Source organism: Klebsiella sp. HMSC25G12 (assembly GCF_001807705.1).
Lineage (GTDB): Bacteria > Pseudomonadota > Gammaproteobacteria > Enterobacterales > Enterobacteriaceae > Klebsiella > Klebsiella variicola.
In genome coordinates, this window is sequence record NZ_KV789908.1 from 71,414 (window position 1) to 89,932 (window position 18,519).

General features: G+C 60.9%; 18 protein-coding genes. 10 read left to right on the plus strand and 8 right to left on the minus strand.

The genetic code is table 11. The features are described from left to right. Nucleotides 1-144: 144 nt before the first annotated feature. From HMPREF3096_RS18945 to HMPREF3096_RS18960, 4 genes are all read right to left on the minus strand, one after another. Nucleotides 145-1,134, minus strand: a complete 990-nt coding sequence (locus tag HMPREF3096_RS18945; RefSeq protein ID WP_077264156.1) for an isopenicillin N synthase family dioxygenase — start codon at nt 1,132-1,134, stop codon at nt 145-147. A gap of 20 nt (nt 1,135-1,154) precedes the next feature. After that, the gene (locus HMPREF3096_RS18950) at nt 1,155-2,573 is read right to left on the minus strand and encodes an amidohydrolase family protein (RefSeq protein WP_008804574.1); all 1,419 of its coding nucleotides are present in this window, start codon (nt 2,571-2,573) and stop codon (nt 1,155-1,157) included. Between the two features lie 11 nt (nt 2,574-2,584). After that, nucleotides 2,585-3,574, minus strand: coding sequence for an ABC transporter substrate-binding protein (locus tag HMPREF3096_RS18955; protein WP_012541484.1), 990 nt, complete (start codon nt 3,572-3,574; stop codon nt 2,585-2,587). Between the two features lie 295 nt (nt 3,575-3,869). Beyond that, nucleotides 3,870-4,769 (minus strand): LysR family transcriptional regulator, encoded by a 900-nt coding sequence (locus tag HMPREF3096_RS18960; RefSeq protein WP_004202952.1) that lies wholly within the window; start codon nt 4,767-4,769, stop codon nt 3,870-3,872. A 207-nt stretch (nt 4,770-4,976) separates the two neighbouring features. Here HMPREF3096_RS18960 and HMPREF3096_RS18970 point away from each other — a divergent pair, with 207 nt between their 5' ends. From HMPREF3096_RS18970 to HMPREF3096_RS19010, 9 genes are all read left to right on the plus strand, one after another. After that, nucleotides 4,977-5,945: a PDR/VanB family oxidoreductase gene (locus HMPREF3096_RS18970; protein WP_008804572.1), complete on the plus strand. Its 969-nt coding sequence runs from the start codon at nt 4,977-4,979 to the stop codon at nt 5,943-5,945. Nucleotides 5,946-5,956: 11 nt separating this feature from the next. Further along, complete coding sequence (locus tag HMPREF3096_RS18975) at nt 5,957-7,240, plus strand: amidohydrolase family protein (RefSeq protein ID WP_023297765.1); 1,284 nt, start codon at nt 5,957-5,959, stop codon at nt 7,238-7,240. Further along, nucleotides 7,230-7,709 carry a RidA family protein gene (locus HMPREF3096_RS18980; protein WP_050887076.1) on the plus strand — a complete coding sequence of 160 codons (480 nt, stop codon included), beginning with the start codon at nt 7,230-7,232 and terminating at the stop codon, nt 7,707-7,709. Before HMPREF3096_RS18975 ends, HMPREF3096_RS18980 begins: the two co-directional genes overlap by 11 nt. After that, nucleotides 7,706-8,587 (plus strand): creatininase family protein, encoded by an 882-nt coding sequence (locus HMPREF3096_RS18985; RefSeq protein WP_016161231.1) that lies wholly within the window; start codon nt 7,706-7,708, stop codon nt 8,585-8,587. Before HMPREF3096_RS18980 ends, HMPREF3096_RS18985 begins: the two co-directional genes overlap by 4 nt. Then, complete coding sequence (locus HMPREF3096_RS18990) at nt 8,587-9,570, plus strand: ABC transporter substrate-binding protein (protein WP_023322766.1); 984 nt, start codon at nt 8,587-8,589, stop codon at nt 9,568-9,570. Before HMPREF3096_RS18985 ends, HMPREF3096_RS18990 begins: the two co-directional genes overlap by 1 nt. Further along, complete coding sequence (locus HMPREF3096_RS18995; protein WP_008804567.1) at nt 9,567-10,397, plus strand: ABC transporter ATP-binding protein; 831 nt, start codon at nt 9,567-9,569, stop codon at nt 10,395-10,397. The genes HMPREF3096_RS18990 and HMPREF3096_RS18995 overlap by 4 nt, the downstream gene beginning before the upstream one ends. 1 nt (nt 10,398) lies before the next feature. Beyond that, nucleotides 10,399-11,214, plus strand: coding sequence for an ABC transporter permease (locus HMPREF3096_RS19000; protein WP_004175779.1), 816 nt, complete (start codon nt 10,399-10,401; stop codon nt 11,212-11,214). Nucleotides 11,215-11,240: 26 nt separating this feature from the next. Then, nucleotides 11,241-12,662: an FAD-binding oxidoreductase gene (locus tag HMPREF3096_RS19005; RefSeq protein ID WP_064169285.1), complete on the plus strand. Its 1,422-nt coding sequence runs from the start codon at nt 11,241-11,243 to the stop codon at nt 12,660-12,662. A 602-nt stretch (nt 12,663-13,264) separates the two neighbouring features. Continuing rightward, nucleotides 13,265-13,744, plus strand: coding sequence for a C40 family peptidase (locus HMPREF3096_RS19010; RefSeq protein ID WP_012541475.1), 480 nt, complete (start codon nt 13,265-13,267; stop codon nt 13,742-13,744). 139 nt (nt 13,745-13,883) lie between these two features. Here HMPREF3096_RS19010 and chrA read toward each other — a convergent pair whose 3' ends face one another. The 4 genes from chrA to HMPREF3096_RS19030 all read right to left on the minus strand — a co-directional run bounded on the left by chrA (nt 13,884) and on the right by HMPREF3096_RS19030 (nt 17,936). Then, nucleotides 13,884-15,251, minus strand: a complete 1,368-nt coding sequence (gene chrA / locus HMPREF3096_RS19015) for a chromate efflux transporter (protein ID WP_032733163.1) — start codon at nt 15,249-15,251, stop codon at nt 13,884-13,886. Continuing rightward, nucleotides 15,220-16,179, minus strand: a complete 960-nt coding sequence (locus HMPREF3096_RS19020; RefSeq protein WP_016161236.1) for a chromate resistance protein ChrB domain-containing protein — start codon at nt 16,177-16,179, stop codon at nt 15,220-15,222. The genes chrA and HMPREF3096_RS19020 overlap by 32 nt, the downstream gene beginning before the upstream one ends. A 128-nt stretch (nt 16,180-16,307) precedes the next feature. Next, the gene (locus tag HMPREF3096_RS19025) at nt 16,308-17,501 is read right to left on the minus strand and encodes an MFS transporter (RefSeq protein WP_223861307.1); all 1,194 of its coding nucleotides are present in this window, start codon (nt 17,499-17,501) and stop codon (nt 16,308-16,310) included. Between the two features lie 186 nt (nt 17,502-17,687). After that, entirely contained in the window at nt 17,688-17,936 is a 249-nt protein-coding gene (locus HMPREF3096_RS19030) for a tautomerase family protein (RefSeq protein ID WP_004175772.1), read from the minus strand. A gap of 60 nt (nt 17,937-17,996) precedes the next feature. Here HMPREF3096_RS19030 and HMPREF3096_RS19035 point away from each other — a divergent pair, with 60 nt between their 5' ends. After that, nucleotides 17,997-18,458, plus strand: a complete 462-nt coding sequence (locus HMPREF3096_RS19035; RefSeq protein WP_009307678.1) for a winged helix-turn-helix transcriptional regulator — start codon at nt 17,997-17,999, stop codon at nt 18,456-18,458. The last annotated feature ends 61 nt before the right edge of the window (nt 18,459-18,519 follow it).

The following is an 18,519-nucleotide window of genomic DNA, read 5'->3' on the forward strand; positions in this document are numbered from 1 at the left end:
TTGCTGCTGACGCTTAGGGGGATGTTCTTCAGATATTTCAGTGACACCAGGCAACTTAACACGGTAGCTGAAAAGCTCAGCGCCGGATATCCTGCCGCCCGGCCAGCGAAAGCCGGCGGCAGGTATACCATTCAAGAGCGCATCTTACCCTTTGGCGAAATTGGCCTGGATCCGCTGCTGCAGATAATCCTCGGCGCTGATGGGCGGGTACTTTCTCTGCGGCCCGAGGATCTCGACATCTTTATTGGCCTGGCAGAAAAACGCCAGGCTGTAGCGCGGCCCCTGATATTCGTGGGGCAGCGGATTTTTCACCCGGTGGAAGTTAGACGGCAGCTGGTCGTCGCTCCAGCGCATCAGCATATCGCCGATATTGCAGGTGATCACCTCCTCCCGCGGTTCAATGCTGGTCCACTGCTGGCTTTCGCGGTCTTTACCGGGACAAACCTGCAGGCCACCCTGGCCGGGGCGCTGGAACAGCAGCGTCAGACAGTCAAAATCGGTGTGCGCGCCGGCCCGCCACATCCCCTGCTGCGACTGCTCGGTCGCATAGTAATGCAGCATGCGCAAGGTGCTCTGGTAGGTGTCTCGCTGCGGATCGTGCGCGGTGGTGAAAAACGATTCCGGAAAACCGAGCTTCAAAGCAAAGCAGGAGAGGATCTTCATCCCCAGCTGCCAGCACTGCGATTCAAACCCGAGCATCGTCTGCTTGAATGCTGGCAACTCCCGATCGCTGGGCCAGCGCCCGGCCATCAGCGGCCGGGTGATCTGATACGACTCTTTTTGATCCGGCGTGCGGGTCGATGGCCGAACCTGCGCTTTGCTTTCCCAGCCGGCGTTGCCGGCCAGCGGATACTGGCGCTTCACCTCGTCGGGCAGGTCGAAAAACGCCTCGGTCATGCTGAACGCATGGCGGATATCCGCCAGCGGAATACCGTGGTGGCTGACCTGGAAGAAGCCGATCTCCACCGCCGCCTCCCACAGTTGTTCGGCAATGTCATTTTTTCTTTCGGCAAAGTTCGACAGGTCGATACAGCGCACTTCGCGGGCGAAGGTCTCTTCGCCCTGGGCGCCCATCAGCGCCTCTTTTTCCAGTTCCTGTAAGGCGTAGCGTTGATTCTGAGTGGTTGCGTTCATCGTCATTATCCTGTTATCAGTTAAACAGCGGCGCGCTGCTGGAGGGTACGGACGGCCGCCAGCGCGTCGTGGCGCATCGCGTCAAGGTCGAGACCGGGAATGGCGTCGTCTTCCACGATGGGGCGGCCATTGAGCAGCAGCGCCTTCAGCGCGGCGCGCCCACCGCAGGCCACCGGCCCAATGGCCATATCATGCAGGCCGAAGTAGCGCGGATCGTCCAGCCGGTAAATGGCGAGGTCCGCCTGCATGCCGACCTGCAGGGTGCCGGTCTGCGCTAAGCCAAGGATCTGCGCGCCGCCGGCGCTGCCCCAGCGCACCACATCCTCCACCGTGGCCGCATCGGCTCCCCCCTCGAAGGTGCCCCCGGCGTAGCGCGGCTGCGCCAGCATCCCCTTGCGCGCGCGTTGCAGCAGCCATGCGGCATGGGCTTCGCTTTGCATATCCGCCGCTTCATTGGAGGCAGCGCCGTCCACCCCCAGCGAGACCGGGACCCCGGCCTGCTCCAGCGCCAGCAGATCGGCGATGCCGCTGCCCAGCCGGCCGTTGCTTTGCGGGCAGTGGGCGATGCCGGTTCCGGTGCGGCCCAGCAGGGCAATCTCCTCCGGCAGCAGCTTCACCAGATGGGCAAACCACACGTCATTTCCCAGCCAGTCGTGTTCCGCGCAGAACTGAACCGGCGTCATGGCGAATTTCTGCCGCGCGGCGTCGAGATAATCGACGGTTTCCGATAAATGGCTGTGCAACCGGATCCCCAGCTGGCGGGCCAGCTTCGCCATCTCCCGCAGCTGGGCGCCCGGCGCGGAGTGCAAGACGGTAGTGGGCGCCATCACCACCCGGCGCAGAGAATCGGGCCGGGGGTCGTGATAGCGGCTGACCAGCCGTTCGATATCCGCCATATAGCCGTCGAAGGTTTCCGGACGCAGCGCCACAGGCAGATCCTGTTCCACCGCCCGACCCTGGGTCGCCCCACCCCGGCACAGAACGATGCGCATCCCCAGCGCTTCCCCTTCGCTGAAGACAATCTCCGAGGTATCGAAAGGCATATCCGGCCAGTAAAGGTAGTTGTGATCCGCCACGCTGGCGCAGCCCGAGCGCAGAAGCTCCACCAGGCCGATGCGCACCGCCAGACGAAAGGTATGTTCATCGAAAGCCGCGCGAAAGCGGTACGGCGTAGCGCTCAGCCAGGCCGTCAGGCTCTGGTTCAGCCCCTGCGGCTCGCCCTTCAGCAGCGACTGAAAAAGATGGTGGTGCGTGTTCACCCATGCCGGATAGATCACGCAGTCGCGGGCATCGATCTGTCGCTCTTCCGGCAGCGGCGTCAGGCTGCCGATGGCGGCAATCTTGCCGTCGCGGATGCGAATATCCGGCCCGGCCAGCCGCGCCGCCTCTCCGGGCAGACCGCTGAGGATGGCATGGGCATTTTTAATCATTAATGACATGGCGTCGCTCCTCAGGGTTTAACCTGCATGGCCTGAACAAATTCGGTGGTGTAGGCCTGTTTCCAGTCGGTGGCCGCCGCCAGCAGACCGGCGCTGACCATAAAGTCGCGGGTCTTCTGCCAGCGCGCGTCGGTCATCGTCCCCCAGCCCTGGCTGGCGGCATCCCCGCCGTCGATCAGGTGATGCTCACGGATCTGGGTCACGCCCCAGGCGAGCAGATCGTCGGTCATTTTCGGATTGTCCTGCTTAATCAGCGCATTTCCCGGCGCCGGATCCTTGAGATAGCTCACCCAACCCTCCATTGAGGCGCGGACGAACTTCGCCATCGCCGCTTTCCGCTCGGCGATGGTGTCCGGGCGGGCGATAAGGATGCCGCCATACGGGGGATAGCCGTGCTCGGAAAAGAGGAAGAAGTTCGCCTTCACCCCGGCCTTCTGCACCTGGAACACCTCGGAGCTGACATAGGCCTGCTGGGCGACAGCGTCATCGACGACAAAGGGTTGAATATTGAAGGTATAGGGGCGAACCTGAGCGTCGCTCAGCTGGTATTGCGCCTTCAGCCACGGCCACCACGTCGCCTGACCGGAGCTGGAGACCAGAAGCGTTTTGTCTTTCAGCCCCTGCAGGGAGGTGACATCGGCATGGGTCAGCAGCCCCTGGGGATCGTACTGAAAGGGCGCGGCAATGGCTTTCGCCTGGAAGCCGCGCTGAATGCCTTCCAGCAGTTGCAGATCGTAGCCGATGATCACATCGGCCCGCTTCGACAACAGCAACTGCATGCCGTTGACCTGGGGGCCACCGGAGCGGATCTCGACGTCGAGACCATATTTTTTGTACAGCCCAGTGGCCTGGGCCTGATAATACCCCCCCTGCTCCGCCTGAGCGTACCAGGAGGTCAGCAGAACGATTTTCTCCTCGGCCTGAACGGCCAGCGAGACACCGCCGAGAGCCATCAGGCCCAGCCAGCGAAAGCCCCGGGGAAGGCGTGCACGACTTTTCATTATCCCTCTCCTCTTCATGCCGGGAGAGGGGCGAGCAAACCACGGCTCAGCCTCCCATCCCGGTCAACATTGAACCGCGACATGGTGACTGAGCAATGTCCCGTATGGATAACCCGTACTGACCGCTTCTACTCACACTCAGCTATACAAAAACAATGCCAGATTTGATCGCCCACGAGCGGCCGCGAGAAACCGCCTGCGCCGCCGCCCACGGGTATGCAACCTTTGATTCATGCACACAAAAAATGCACCATCATGGTGCGTTAATGAATGATTTTAGTGCCTGACCGGTCGCTCACAGCTGACTGAAGAGCATCTCCAGCTGGTTCAACATCATCGAGGCGGCGAGGGAAAGCTGGCGGGCGGGCGAGACGCACAGCGCCAGCGTGAAAGGCTTAAGCTGCGGATCGGTTAGCGGTACAAACGCCAGCTGGCCTGACTCGATCTCATCGAGAATATCCAGCCGGCACAGGATGCCGATGCCCATCTGCTCTTTGATCAGGGTGCGGATCATGTGAATGTTATTCGACACCGCCACCTCCTTCACCTCGTTGCCGCTGATATTCACCAGCGCCTCCACCGGCTCGCTGATCATCAACGGGGCGGACGGCAGGATAAACGGGTAGTCGATGCACTGACTAAAGCGCACCGCGCTGCGGCTGGCCAGCGGATGGCCGGTCGGCACCACGATACCCATATTCATCTCGGCAAACGCCCGCACCTGCAGTTCGCGGGAGGTCTGGGGATTGAGCATGATGCCGAAATCCGCCTCGCCGGAGATCAGCGCCTGCTGAATGTGGATATTGTTGATGGTGGTCAATGTAAAAGAGATGTTGGGATAATGTTTATGCACCTCTTTGAGCATCGTCGAAAAAAAATGCCGGTTAATGGCATCGATGGTAGCGATGCGCACATGCCCCCGCCGCAACCCGCGCAGGTCATCCAGCTGTTCGCAGACCCGGGTAAAGTCTTTTTTCCAGTTATTGGCCGCGTGCAGGAGCAGCTCCCCGGCGGCGGTCAGCCGCAGCCCGGTGGGGTGGCGCTCGAAGAGCGGCATCGCCAGCTCCTGTTCCACGCGCAAAATCTGACGGTCGATGGAAGACGCCGACACATGCAGCGCCTCTGACGCTTTACGAAACGATCCCTGACGGGCCACTTCGGTGAAATAGAGCAGAAATCGGGAGAAGGCAAACATGGTTTGGGTGCTCTCTTTTTTGCAACGGGTTGTGCGAATCAAAGCTCTGGACGCAACAGTTTTATCACAATACCGTAGCATTCATAGCGGAGAAACGATCGTTTCACCCATTTTCTTGCACGCCGGACAGTTTACCGCGAAGAGGAGTTATCTCTTCGCCGACCCTGGCCGCCCTGCAGACAGCGGAATGAGGGAGAGTAAACGGTAATGCACAGCCACGATCTTATTTCGGTCTCGGTCGGGGAAATACGCCCCAATGGAGAGGGAAATCTATCATTAATATTGCAGGCGGCGGCTGGGGAAATATTACCGGCCTACTCTGCCGGGGCGCATATCGATATTATTATTCCCGGCGTTGGCCCCCGGCAGTATTCCCTGTGCGGCACGCCTGACCGCAGTAATACTTATGAAATTTGCGTCAGGCTGACTGACACCTCCACCGGCGGCTCACGCTATTTGCACCAGCAGGTGAAATCCGGCGATCGGCTCGCCATTTCGCCTCCGCGCAACCATTTTCCCCTGCCGGAGGCCGGGCGCTACCTGCTGTTTGCCGGCGGTATCGGCATCACGCCGTTGCTGGCGATGGCTGAAGCAATTGCCGCCAGAAAGGGGGCGCTGGAGCTGCATTATTATGTCGCCAGCTCGCGCCAGACGGCCTTCTCCCCGCGCCTGACCCAGCTGGCTGCGGGCGGCACGGTGGCGATCCACTGTAGCGAGGAAGGCGCGTCGTTTCGCCAGCGGATCCCCGCCTGCTTAACCACACCCGATCCTGATACCGCAGTGGTCGCCTGCGGCCCGGAGGGTTTTATTCAGCGACTGCAGTCGGTCATGGAGGAATATCGCTGGTCGCCGTCGCAATTCGTCTTCGAGCGTTTTACTCCCGCGGCGGAAAATAATACTGCGGCGAAAAATGCGTTTTATATTGAACTGGCCTCCAGCGGGCAGCGCCTGCAGGTCGCCGCGGATCAAACCATTGCTCAGGTATTACAGCACGCCGGCGTGGAAGTGATGCTCTCCTGCGAACAGGGAATGTGCGGGTCGTGTATTACCGGGGTCCTCGACGGGATCCCCGAACACCGGGACAGCGTGCTGACGGCGGAAGAGAAAGCTGGCAACGACCAGATCACGCTCTGCTGTTCGCGGGCGAAATCGCCGGTTCTGGTTTTGGATCTGTGAGGAGACTGACGATGACCTTCCCCTCCTCTTCCGCACCGCTCGCCGGTATCAGCCGCGCCCGACTCCCGGCCTGGGCGCTGCCCGACGGCTGGCCGACGCAGGCCAACGGTGAACCGCAGCTGGCGGACCTGGCCTTTCGCGATGGACGGATCGCCGCCGTGACGCCGTCCGTCGAGCCGGCTCCCGGCCTGTGGGACCTGGCGGGGGCGTTGACGCTCCCCGGCCTGGTGGAACCCCATGCCCATCTGGACAAAACCTTTACCATTGAACGCTGCCGTCCGGCGCAGGCCGGGCTGCTGGCGGCGATCCACGCCATGCACGAGGATCGCCAGCACTGGACCAGGGCGGATATTCAACGTCGGGCGTCCGCCGCGCTGGCCCGGGCAGCAGCAAATGGTGTGACCCATTTGCGTAGCCATATCGACTGGTTTACCGCCGACGCACCGGACGCCTGGCAGGAGATCGCCCGCCTCGATACCGTCGGCATCACCCTGGAGCGGGTGGCGCTGGTCCCGCTGACCCTGTTTCGCGATCCGGCGGACGCCGGGGCCATTGCCCGAACGGTCGCCACCAGCGGGGAGGGCTGCCTGCTGGGCGGCTTCATCCACTCCTCCAACTGGGACGCCGCCGCCATGGCAAACCTGCTGGATAGCGCGGCCCGCTGGGATCTGGATCTGGATTTGCATATTGATGAGGAGCTCAGCGAGGTGTCTCAGGGGCTGACCTGGCTGGCGGACCATCTCTCCCGCCACCCTTTTCCCGGGCATATCTGCTGCAGCCACGGCTGCGCGCTGGCCGCCGGCAGCGACGAACAGGCGGCGCCGATCCTGCGCCAGCTGGCGGCGCACGGCGTCACGCTTATCGCTCTGCCGATGACCAACCTGCTGCTGCAGGATGCGACGTTCGGTCGCACGCCGCGCCAGCGGGGGATCACGCTGCTGCACGAGGCGCAGGCCGCCGGCGTGGCCACCCTGCTCGGCTGCGACAACGTACAGGATGCCTTCTGCCCGGCGGGGAGCTACGACCCGCTGGACACCCTGGCCTGCGGCCTGTTCAGCGCTCAGCTCAGCGACCTGTTCGACCGGCAGTCGCGGCTGATCTGCGATCGCGCGGCGCTAACCGGTTCGCCGGCAGACGCGGCGCCCTTTGCCATCGGCGCGGCGGCCAGCGTGGTGATTTTCCCGGGTAGCGACCGTTTTACCTGGCCTTTAAACAGCGCCGCCCGTCTGGTGGTTAACCACGGCAGGTTAACCCACCGGCGCGTGTGGCAAGAGGAGATGGCACATGAGTCTTGAAGAAGGCGCGGGGGCGCCGCTGGCGCGGTATGCCGCCTGGCGCAGAGCCGGCGATTTTATCTTTCTCTCCGGCATTATTCCGGTCAATCCCCTGACCGGCACCATCGTCAACGGCTTTCAGGATGTGCCTGAGCCGGTGCGGGAGCTGCTGGGGGCGGCCGGCGAATTTTCAACCGATGCGAAACAGGGCCCGATCCTCGCCCAGAGCTGGTACGTCCTGGAAAGCATCCGCCACACCGTGGCGTCCGCAGGAGGGCAGATGAGCGACGTTATCAAGCTGGTGCAGTACTTTCGCAACCTTGACCATTTTCCCTATTACAGCCGGGTCAGAAAGCTGTTTTATCCCGACCAGCCGCCCGTTTCCACCGTGGTCCAGGTCAGCGAAATGCTGCCCGACGCCACGGTATTGATTGAAGTTGAAGCGACCGTCTGGTTACCCCAGCCAATTCACTCCGAGGCACCGCGATGATTAACGGTTACATTCCTGCAGCGCGCTTTCTCCCTTTCCTGAGCTGGACGGACGTGGCCGCCCTGCCGGATAAAAGCAATACGGTTATCGTCCTCCCCACCGGGGCGATCGAACAGCACGGCCCGCATCTGCCCTGCTCGGTGGACAGCGTGATCTCTTCCGGCGTGGCGGGCCATGCCCTCGCCCGGCTGCCGGCGGCGATCCCGGCCTACGCCATCCCGCCGATCGTCTACGGTAAGTCCGAGGAGCATCTGCATTTTCCCGGCACCCTGACCCTCAGCGGCGATACGCTGCTGCATACCCTGCTGGAGATCGCCGAATCCCTCTATCGGGCCGGTTTTCGCAAGCTGCTGATGATCAACGGCCACGGCGGCCAGCCGCAGATCCTGCAAATCGCCTGCCGGGAAATGCGCCTGCGCCACGGGGATTTCATCGCCATCCCGCACGATGTGTTCAACGTACCCAACTGCGAAAAACAGTTTCTCAGCCCGCATGAACAGCGGATGGCGATGCACGCCGGACATAGCGAAACGGCGCTGATGCTGGCGCTGGCCCCGGAGTGCGTTCATATGGAGCGGGCGGTCGCCAACTTCCCACCGGAATTCCCCTGCCCGACCCTGTCGAAAGGCCGCCCGGCGGCGGCGTGGGCGTCGTATGACTTTGGCCCCAGCGGGGTGATTGGCGACCCGACCCCGGCGACGCGGGAGCAAGGCGAAGGGCTTCTCGACTCCCTCGCCGCCAGCTGGGCGCAAGCGATCATCGAGATCCACCGCATGGCCTGGGTCGAACGTCACGAACCGACCTGGGGCAAACAGCACTGGCACGGCTTTGTGCAGTCCCTCCCCCCCTCTTTCGCTGCTGAATCCAAGGAGCCCTGATGAATACCAGACCGACGCTCGTTTTTACCCTGCTGACCGTGGCCGCCCTCGCGACCTCAGCCTCCTGCTTCGCGGCGGAGAAGTTTACGTTTCTCACCAACTGGTATGCCCAGGCCGAGCACGGCGGGTTTTACCAGGCCCAGGCCACCGGGCTGTATCAGCACGCCGGTCTCGATGTCGAGATTAAAATGGGCGGCCCGCAGATCAACGTCATGCAGTTGATGGCTGCCGGTCAGGCCGATTGTACCCTTGGCGACAACGGTCAGGCGCTGGAGACCTGGCAGGCCGGGGTGCATGCGGTGACCGTCGCTACCGTGTTCCAGCACTCGCCGACGGTGTTTATCACTCATAACAAAGTGGAGAACCCGGCGGAGCTTAAAGACAAAACCTTCCTGCTCGCTACCGAGGCCTATACCTCTTTCTGGCCGTGGGCGAAGAGCGAGCTGGGTCTGGCTGGCAGCAAAGTGCGCCCCTATACCTTTAACGTTCAGCCGTTCCTCGCCGATAAAAACCTGGTGCAGCAGGGCTACGTGACCTCCGAGCCGTTCTCCGTCGCCAAAGGCGGGCAGCCGTTCTATGTCTATCCGCTCAGCGACTGGGGATATCCGCCCTACGGCAACTCGATTATCTGTATGGCCGACACCATCCGCAAACGTCCGGCGGCGGTGGCGGCCTTCGTCAAAGCCTCCATGGAGGGCTGGAAAAGCTACCTGCAGGATCCCGCCCCCGGCAACCGCCTGATCGGTAAAGCAAATCCGCAAATGGGCGCCGAGCAGATCGCCTTTGGCATTGCCCAGATGAAGCAGTACCAGCTGGTGACCGGGGGCGATGCTAAGACCGGCGGCATCGGCATCATCACCGAGCCGCGGCTGAAGAAAACCTGGGACATGCTGGTGAAAAACAAACTGATCGACGCCAGCAAGGTGCCGTTTGAGCAGACTTACACCCTGGAGATGGTCAAAGACGCCGGAGTGATGCCATGAATACCGCCCCGAAACTGACCGTGATGAGCGACACCCGCTTTATGCCCGCCTCTGCCACCCCGGCCATCGAGGTGCTGTCGGCGGAGAAGATCTACAGCAACGGTACCCGGGCGCTGCTGCCCGTCAACCTGACCATCAATCAGGGGGAGTTTATTACCCTGCTCGGCCCGTCCGGCTGCGGGAAGAGTACGCTGCTGAAGATGGTCGCCGGCCTGGTGGAGCCCAGCGACGGCAAGCTGATGCTGTGGCGGCGCGATAGCCGGGAGAAAGCCCAGCATCCGCTCTCGTTCGTCTTCCAGGAAGCCACCCTGATGCCGTGGAGCAGCGTGCGCAATAACGTCAGGCTGCCGCTGGATCTGGCCGGCGTGCCGCGCGCGGAAGGTAATACCCGGGTGAGTGAAGTCCTTGAACTGGTGGGGCTGGGCAAATTCGCCGACGTCCTGCCGCGCGAACTCTCCGGCGGCATGCAAATGCGCGTCTCCATCGCCCGCGGCCTGGTCACCCGGCCAAAGCTGCTGCTGATGGATGAGCCCTTCGGCGCGCTCGATGAAATTACGCGTAACAAACTCGACAGCGACCTGTTGCGTCTCTGGCAGGAGCAGAACCTGACGGTGGTGTTCGTCACCCACTCGATCCACGAAGCGGTGTTTCTCTCACAGCGGGTGATCATGATGGCGGCCCGTCCCGGACGGGTGGTCGAAGATATCGCCATCCGGGAGCCGTTCCCGCGCAGCGAGGCGTTCCGCGTCAGTCCGGCCTTTTCCCTGTATGCCCGTCAGCTGCAGGACAGTCTGTTGCAGGCCAGCCAGTCCGGTATGGAGTCATAATATGAAAAACACAACCTCAACGCCGTGGGTCCAGCATCCGCGTTTTCTCAAAATTCTCTATCCGACCCTCGTCGCGGTGGCGGTGGTGCTCCTGTGGCAGGGCGCGGTGAGCTATTTTCGCATCCCGGCCTTTCTGGTGCCGTCGCCGCTGGTGATGCTGGAAAGCCTGTGGACGCATCTCACGCCGCTGCTGCTGGCGCTGCTGTTCACCCTCAAGATCACCCTGATCTCGTTTCTGCTGTCGATTGTCATTGGCGCCGCGGTGGCGTTTATCCTGGTGCAGAACCGCTTTGTGGAAACCGCCCTGTTTCCCTACATCGTGTTTTTGCAGGTGACGCCGATTGTCGCCATCGCCCCACTGATCATCATCTGGGTGAAGGATGCCACGCTCTCGCTGGTGGTATGCGCCACCCTGATGGCGGTGTTTCCCATCATCTCCAATACCACTCAGGGACTGCGCAGCGTCTCCCCCGGCCTGCTGAGCTATTTTCGCCTCAATCACGCCAGCCGCTGGCAAACGCTGGTGCGGCTGCGTATCCCCTCGGCGCTGCCCTATTTCTTCGGCGCGCTGCGTATTTCCAGTGGGCTGTCGCTGATTGGCGCGGTGGTGGCGGAGTTTGTCGCCGGGACCGGCGGGACCAATACCGGTCTGGCCTATCAGATCCTGCAGGCTGGCTACCAGCTGGATATTCCGCTGATGTTTGCCGCGCTGCTGCTGATCTCTCTCGCCGGGATCGCGCTGTTTGGCGTGATGTCCTGGGTTTCGCGCCGGGCGCTCAGCGCATGGCATGAAAGCGAAGCCGTGCAATCTCATTAATGTTTTGCTGACGAACAGGAAGAAAAATGATGACTGATGAGCAGCGTCAACACGCGGTCGCGGCGATCCAGCAGGCACTCCCGACGCTGGAGTGGACCTTACAGCCGGCGAAGATCAAACGGCTTTCCCGCGATTTTCACTGGTTCAGTCCGGTACTCACTGAGCAACTGGCGGGGAAACAGGCGGACGCGGTGGTTCGCCCACGCGACGAAGAGGAGCTGCGCCAGCTGGTCGCCGCCTGCGCGCAGCACCAGCTGCCGCTGACGCTGCGCGGCAGCGCCACCGGCAACTATGGCCAACTGGTCCCCCTCGAAGGCGGGCTGCTGGTCGATATGACCGGACTCAACCAGATCGTCGCCCTCGGCAACGGCACGGTGCGCGCCCAGGCCGGCATTCGCCTGGCGGACATCGAAACCGCCGCCCGCCCAACGGGATGGGAGCTGCGCTGCATGCCGTCGACCTACCGCCTGGCGAGCCTGGGCGGCCTCTACGGCGGCGGGTTCGGCGGCATCGGCTCCATCAACTATGGGCCGCTGGCGGCGCCCGGCAATGTGCTCAGCGTCAAAGTGATGACCGTCGAGCCGGTCCCCCGCGTACTGACCATCCCGGCTCCCGAAGCGCTGCTGCTGCATCACGCCTACGGCACCAACGGCATTATCCTGGAGGTTGAGCTGGCGCTGGCGCCCGTGCACCAGTGGATTGAACGCCTGGACGTGTTTGACGATTTCGCCGATGCGCTGAACTATGCCAACGCCTGCGTCCGTTCGCCGGGGCTGGTAAAACGTCAGGTCGCGCTGCTGGCCACGCCGATCGCCGACTACTTTAGCCACCTCAAGGATCGTTACCGCACCGGGCAGCATGCGGTTATCAGCCTGATCGCCGAGGAGAGCGAAGGACTCTGCGCCAGCCTGTTACAGCGCCATCGCGGGAGCAACGCCATCCGTCAGGCCAGCGACGAGGCCCGGACGCAAAACGCCTCGTTAATGGAATACTGCTGGAACCACACCACCCTGCATGCGCTCAAGGTGGACAATACGCTGACTTATCTCCAGACGGCGTTTGATCCGCTGCGCTATCCGCAGCAAATTTTACAGATGGAGCAGCACTTCGCCGGGGAGGTGATTTCCCATATTGAATTCCTGCGTGATATCGAGGGCAATCTCACCGCCAGCGGTCTGCAGTTGGTGCGCTATACCACGCCCGCGCGGCTCAACGCCATCATGCAGATATTTCGCGACAACGACGTCAAGATTAACAACCCCCACGTGCTGCAGGTTGAGGACGGCAAACAGGGCGTGATTCGCCCCGACGTCGTGGCGGTGAAACAGTCTCTCGACCCGGCGGGATTGCTTAACCCCGGCAAGCTGCGCGGCTGGGCGCTGCGCGACCAGCTGGAACTGGACAGCAACCCGCTGGCGCGAGCCACCCGCGAAAGCCCCACGACCTGAGCGTCCCATCCGGGGCGCGCTAACCGGTCGCTGGCCCGCTTCTCTTCCTCCTGCCCGCGCGGCGAGTTTTTTTACGCCACTCATTCATATGAATGAGTGGCGTCTCTGTTTCCTCCGTTATACTTTTCTATAGTTGACGAGACGGCCGTTAAAAAATTGTTTACAGCATTTTCTCAATTTTCTCTTTGAGCTAAAAAGTGGGCTTCTGATAACGGCCAATCAATTCCCTTATATCGCAAGCAATTACCAAATCAGTTGCTAAGGAAATTAAAATGCCACTATCCGTTAATAGTTTTTTAAACGAAGTAGAAGAAATAAAAAATAAAGTCACAGCCCTGTCCAGTAAAAAATTCAGTACTTGGCGCTGAAACCGCTTATCAATTTCTTATCAATTTTGATTGGGATAATTACAAAGAGATTAGGAGGAATATAACTTCCGCTTATCAAAAAATCCTTCCCACTGCAAAATTAAATAGATACTTCAAAAATAAATAAACATTTCAGAAATAAAAACAGGATAATCAATAGAGATAAAAATTGAATTCAGTAAATTCATTCTGTGACGTTCACAACTTAACAATCTACCTGATGAGGATAAGACCATGCCTAATGGTAACGACTTGATAGAAACAGCAAGAAGTCAGCTTAATGTCAAAGAGCAGCCGCTTAACAGCAATTCTGGCCCGATGGTAGATACCTATCTCAAATCGGCGGGCAGCGCACCCGGCTCGCCATGGTGTATGGCTTTTGTCTACTGGTGTAGCTGGCAGGCTGGCATTCCCGGCCTGCCTAAAACCGCCAGCGTAGACACATTTTTTCAGAAGTCATTAGCGCTCGGAAAAATAATAGCTATTTCTGACATTGCCGTTGGCGATATTGTTTTAAGAGTTGACTATCCCGTCCAGGCTAACGGTCAAAAGCCAGGAGATCATGCCGGCATTTACACAGGTATAGTTGATGGGGTGCCACAATATATCTCGGGGAATACGGTCTCCGGCAAGGATTCAAAAAATGATGGAACCAGTTCCTATGTCGACGAACATCAAATGAAGCATTTTAATTACGCCGCCCGATTTTGGTGATGAGATTATTCAGTGGGAGATATTTAGCATGCTTTGAAAAATAAAGACATTCTCACCCATCCGGCCAGGGCCTGCTCAGGCACTGGCCTCCCTCCCCAATCCCCCATCTGTCCACGTTTCTCTCAGCCCAACGCCGACCTTATCCTGCGCCGGACAGTCCCGCCATATGGACGATAAGCCCTACTGCGGCGGCGGCGGCCAGTACCCAGGTCAGCTTCCACTTATAACGAAACAGCAGCCCGGCGGCGCCCAGGGCTATGGCTGCGGACCACGGGTCGAAACCGGACGGTCCCCAGACGCTATGCCAGATAAAAAACAGCGCCAGATTCAGGATAACGCCCACCACCGCGGCAGTGATGGCGGTCAACGGCGCGGTAAATCCCACCTTATTATGGGTCGTTTCAATAAACGGCCCGCCGGCGAGAATAAAGATGAACGAGGGCAAAAAGGTAAACCATGTCACCAGGCACGCCGCCGCGATGCCCCCCAGCAGCACATCATCGACGCCCAACACCGCTTTGGTGTAGCCGCCGACAAACCCGACAAAGGTCACCACCATGATCAACGGTCCGGGGGTCGATTCCCCAAGAGCGAGGCCGTCCATCATCTGCCCTGCCGTCAGCCAGCCATAGTGGGTCACCGCCCCCTGGTAAACATAAGGTAAGACGGCATATGCCCCGCCAAAGGTCATCAGCGCGGCTTTGGTAAAGAACCAGCTCATCTGGGTCAGCGGATGCGCCCAGCCCAGCATTAGCGTCAGGGCGGCCATCGGCACCAGCCACAGCAGCATTCCGGCGATCAGCACCTGAGAGGTGCGCCGCCAGCTGAAAATGGCATGGGCCGGAATCGGCGTCGTGTCATCAATGATGGCGGCTCCGCCAGGGTGACTCTGCGCACGGTGGGCGTCCGCTTTGCCGAACGTCGTCGGCGCCAACCGTCCGCCGATAAAACCCACCAGTGCCGCGGCGAGGACGATCAGCGGAAAAGGAACGTTCAGCGCAAAAATAGCGACAAAGGCAGCGGCAGCGATGGCCCAGTAGGCGCCATTTTTCAGCGCCCGCGAGCCGATGCGGTGCGCCGCCTGCAATACTATCGCCGCTACGGCGGGTTTGATGCCATAAAAGATCCCCGCCACCACGGCGACATCCCCCCAGACGAGGTAGATCCACGCCAGGGCGATGAGTAACACCAGCGAGGGCAAAATAAACAGCACCCCGGCGATGACGCCTCCCCAGGTTTTATGCATCAGCCAGCCGATATAGGTCGCCAGCTGCTGGGCCTCCGGGCCGGGCAGGACCATACAAAAATTGAGCGCATGCAGGAATCGCCCTTCCGAGATCCAGCGTCGGTTATCCACCAGCTCCTGGTGCATCATGGCGATCTGTCCGGCAGGCCCGCCGAAGCTGATGAAGCCAAGCTTGAGCCAAAAGCGAAATGCCTGCCAGAAGGAGACGGAAGCGACGACGGAAGGACTGTCACTCTGCGGAAGAACGACCGTTTTGCTCATGATTGCCAGACCTCATTTCACAGGACCTCAGTAAGCCGTCGAACAGCGAGCAAGCTGCCGCCAGCAGTTGGTCATCGTCCGTAATGGTTTCCCGCAGCCCTGCAAGAATGCTTTCTACCCCCGCCGCCTCCGGGGTCGGTACCCCACCGACGTCCAGGAAGTGGATCAACCGTCCCAGACTGTCGGGGATCACCGCGTCCAGCGCAAAACGCCGGACCAGTACTTCGAAGGTCACCAGCGTGCCGACATGGCTGAATGGCGCGCCGTCAAAATCAAAACCGACCGCTGTCGCCGGACAGTCCTCAGGCGCGGCCAGCCACAGGAACCGCGCCTCGTCGTCAATAAAGCGCCGGATAAGCCAGGCGCTGGCCAGACGATCGACCCACGGGCGTCGGCGGGTGGCCCACAGCCGGCCGCGAAAGGCGCCTCTGTCCAGCAGGCTCAGTTCGCCCGCCACCGACTGCGGCTCGTTCGGCGATAGCCGCTGATTAATGACCTGCTCGATAGTGGCCAGTCGCTCAGCGGCTTGCTCCCGGGCGGCCCCCGGAAAGAAATCAATGGCCTCGATCCGCCGGTAGTCACGCTGAATTTTACGCAGTTGTTTGAGCTGAGCCGCCAGTTCGTCGTTGGATAACGTCCCCTGCAGCGCCTGCAGATCCTGCAACAGCGCGTCGTACTGTTCACGACGATCGAATAGCGGCCTGAGCGCCTCTTCTTCCGCCGCCTCAATCGTGAAAACATACCCGGTCCCCCCTTCCGCGCGGATCGCCTGGCAGGTGCTGAGGAAAGTGTCATAGCCCTGGCGCACGTCGGGCAGCAGATAGACCCCATCGCGCAGGACCGCTGCCCCGCTCTGCTTCAGGGTTCGCCAGACACGCATGCGCAGCGTGGCTTGAGACGTTGTCAGGTTAAGGATCAAGAGATGCATTGTCATGTTGTAGAGATTACTACAGCATGTAGCGTCTGTGACGTTTTTACGCGCAAGGAGTCAGATGAATTTCAGCAATGCATAGCTGAAAAAAGCAAAAGACGGCCTGCGCAGCGGCAGGCCAGGCGCTAAGCGCGGGGTGGGGATAAGGGGCGCAGCAGCAGGGTCAACAACGCCACCGCAACCGGGACCAGGGAGCCCCACAGCACGGCGTTCCAGCCGAAGGCGTTGAGCAGAACCCCGGACGAAAACGACCCCACGATCATCACGCCGAAGACCAGAAAATCGTTGAGCGACTGAACCTGGGTCTTCTCTTCCGGGCGGTGGAAATCGATGATTTTCGCCGAGGCGCCGGTGAAGCCAAAGTTCCAGCCGATGCCGAGCAAAATCAGCGACAGCCAGTAATGATACACGCCGAGACCGCTCAGGCCGACCGCCACCGACGCGGCGGTGATCAGCAATCCCGCCGCCGCCATTCGCACTGCGCCGAAGCGCTGGATCAGCCGGCCGGTGAAAAATCCCGGGCCGTACATCGCCATCACATGCCACTGGATCCCAAGGTTGGCGGCCTGCTGGGAAAGACCGTGCATATGCATGGAGAGCGGCGCGGCGGTCATCAGAAAATTCATCACCATATAGGCCACCGCGCCGCTGAATACCGTGGTGGCAAAACCCGGCTGGCGGACAATCTCGCGCAGCGGCCGCCCTCCGCGCACGCTGGCCGCGGTGGGCTCCGCCGGCGTCACCCCTCTCAACAAAAAGGCGGCCAGCACTGCAACCAGCGCCTGAGCGAGGAAGGTGACGGCGAAGATATGTGCCGGCCAGAGGTGCATGGTGCCGGTGACCAGCATCGGGCCAATGATCCCGGCGGCCACACCGCCGCCCATCACCAGCGACAGCGCACGGGCGCGACGCGCCGGGGCGACGCCGTCGGTGGCGGCAAAACGAAAACTGAGCGCCACGGCGGCATAGGCGCCGCCAAGCATCGCGGCGAGACAAAACAGCAGAAAAGAATTCAGCACTACCGCCAGGGCGGCCGCCAGTCCGGTCACCATCCCGGCGCCGGTGCCGAGCCTGAACGCCGCTTTGCGGCCCCGCGTTCGCGCCAGCGCGCCGAAAGGCAGAATGGAGGCCGCCATCCCCAGCACAAACAGGGTGATCGGCAGCGTGGCCAGCGACGGGCTGGGGGCAATCGCGTTACCCACTATCGCGCCGGTAGCGTAGAAGACCACCGAGTTGGCGCCGGCCAGCGCCTGAGCGGCAGCCAGGCGAAGGATATTTTTGTTCTGCACCGCCAGCGGCAGCATGTGTTCTGTAGACATCCGTTGTTTTCACCGGTTTGAGAGTGGCGCCAGGCTGGCCGTCTGGCATCGCGCCCTGTTTGTTGGGTTCCCTGACCGTTACCTTAGCCGCAAAATACGCTTTTGCACCATAGCGAATCGCAATATTACCCGGCGATCTGGCCCCTCTTCTGCGTCAGATCGCCGGGCCGGGCTTCGCCGCCCGTTTTATTCCGGGGATCCGTCGCGCCGCGCGGCGGCAAATTTCGCCGCGATCATTGCGGCCGTCGGCTGGACGCCGCCCAGACTCCACTGCTCCGGGTCATGTTCGTCAATGCGGATCCAGACGGACTGACGGAACTGCGGATCGCCCTGCCCCTCAATCTCCACCAGCAGATCGGTCATCCGTCGCAGCAGCTCACTTTTCTGTTCCGCGGTCATGATCCCTTTAATGGTTTGCACGTTAACAAATGGCACGCTATTCTCCTTAGCATCTAGGTCTAAAATTCAAACTCAGAGTAGAAGGTCAATCTCGCGATGTCAAAAAATAAATCACTGCCCTACCTCGACCCGGCGCTGTGCGGCCTGGCGGAAGGGGCGAAAATCCTCGGCGACCGCTGGGTGCTGTTGATCCTCCGCGAGGCGTTTTACGGCGTGACGCGCTTTGAAACGATGCTGTCGCACACCCATATTACCCGCCAGACGCTCACCACCCGGTTAAAAACCATGACCGAAACGGGATTGCTCAGCAAAGTGCCCTACCGGGAAGCCGGCTCCCGCGAACGGTATGAATATGTTCTGACTGATAAAAGCCGTAGCCTGGCGCTGGTGCTGTTCGCCCTGATGGAATGGGGCCATCAGCACGTGCTGCACAGCGCGCCGCATATAGCATTGGTGGACAGCGCCAGCGGCGAGGCTGTCCATCCGGGGTTTATTACTGCCAGCGGCACCGTGGCGAGCCCCGCCGCCCTGCAGATCGTCAAGGCAGACGAACGCTAATAGCGCCGCTACAGAACTTTCGTACGCCTCTGGCGAAAGCCGCCGCAAGCGGGTATGTTGC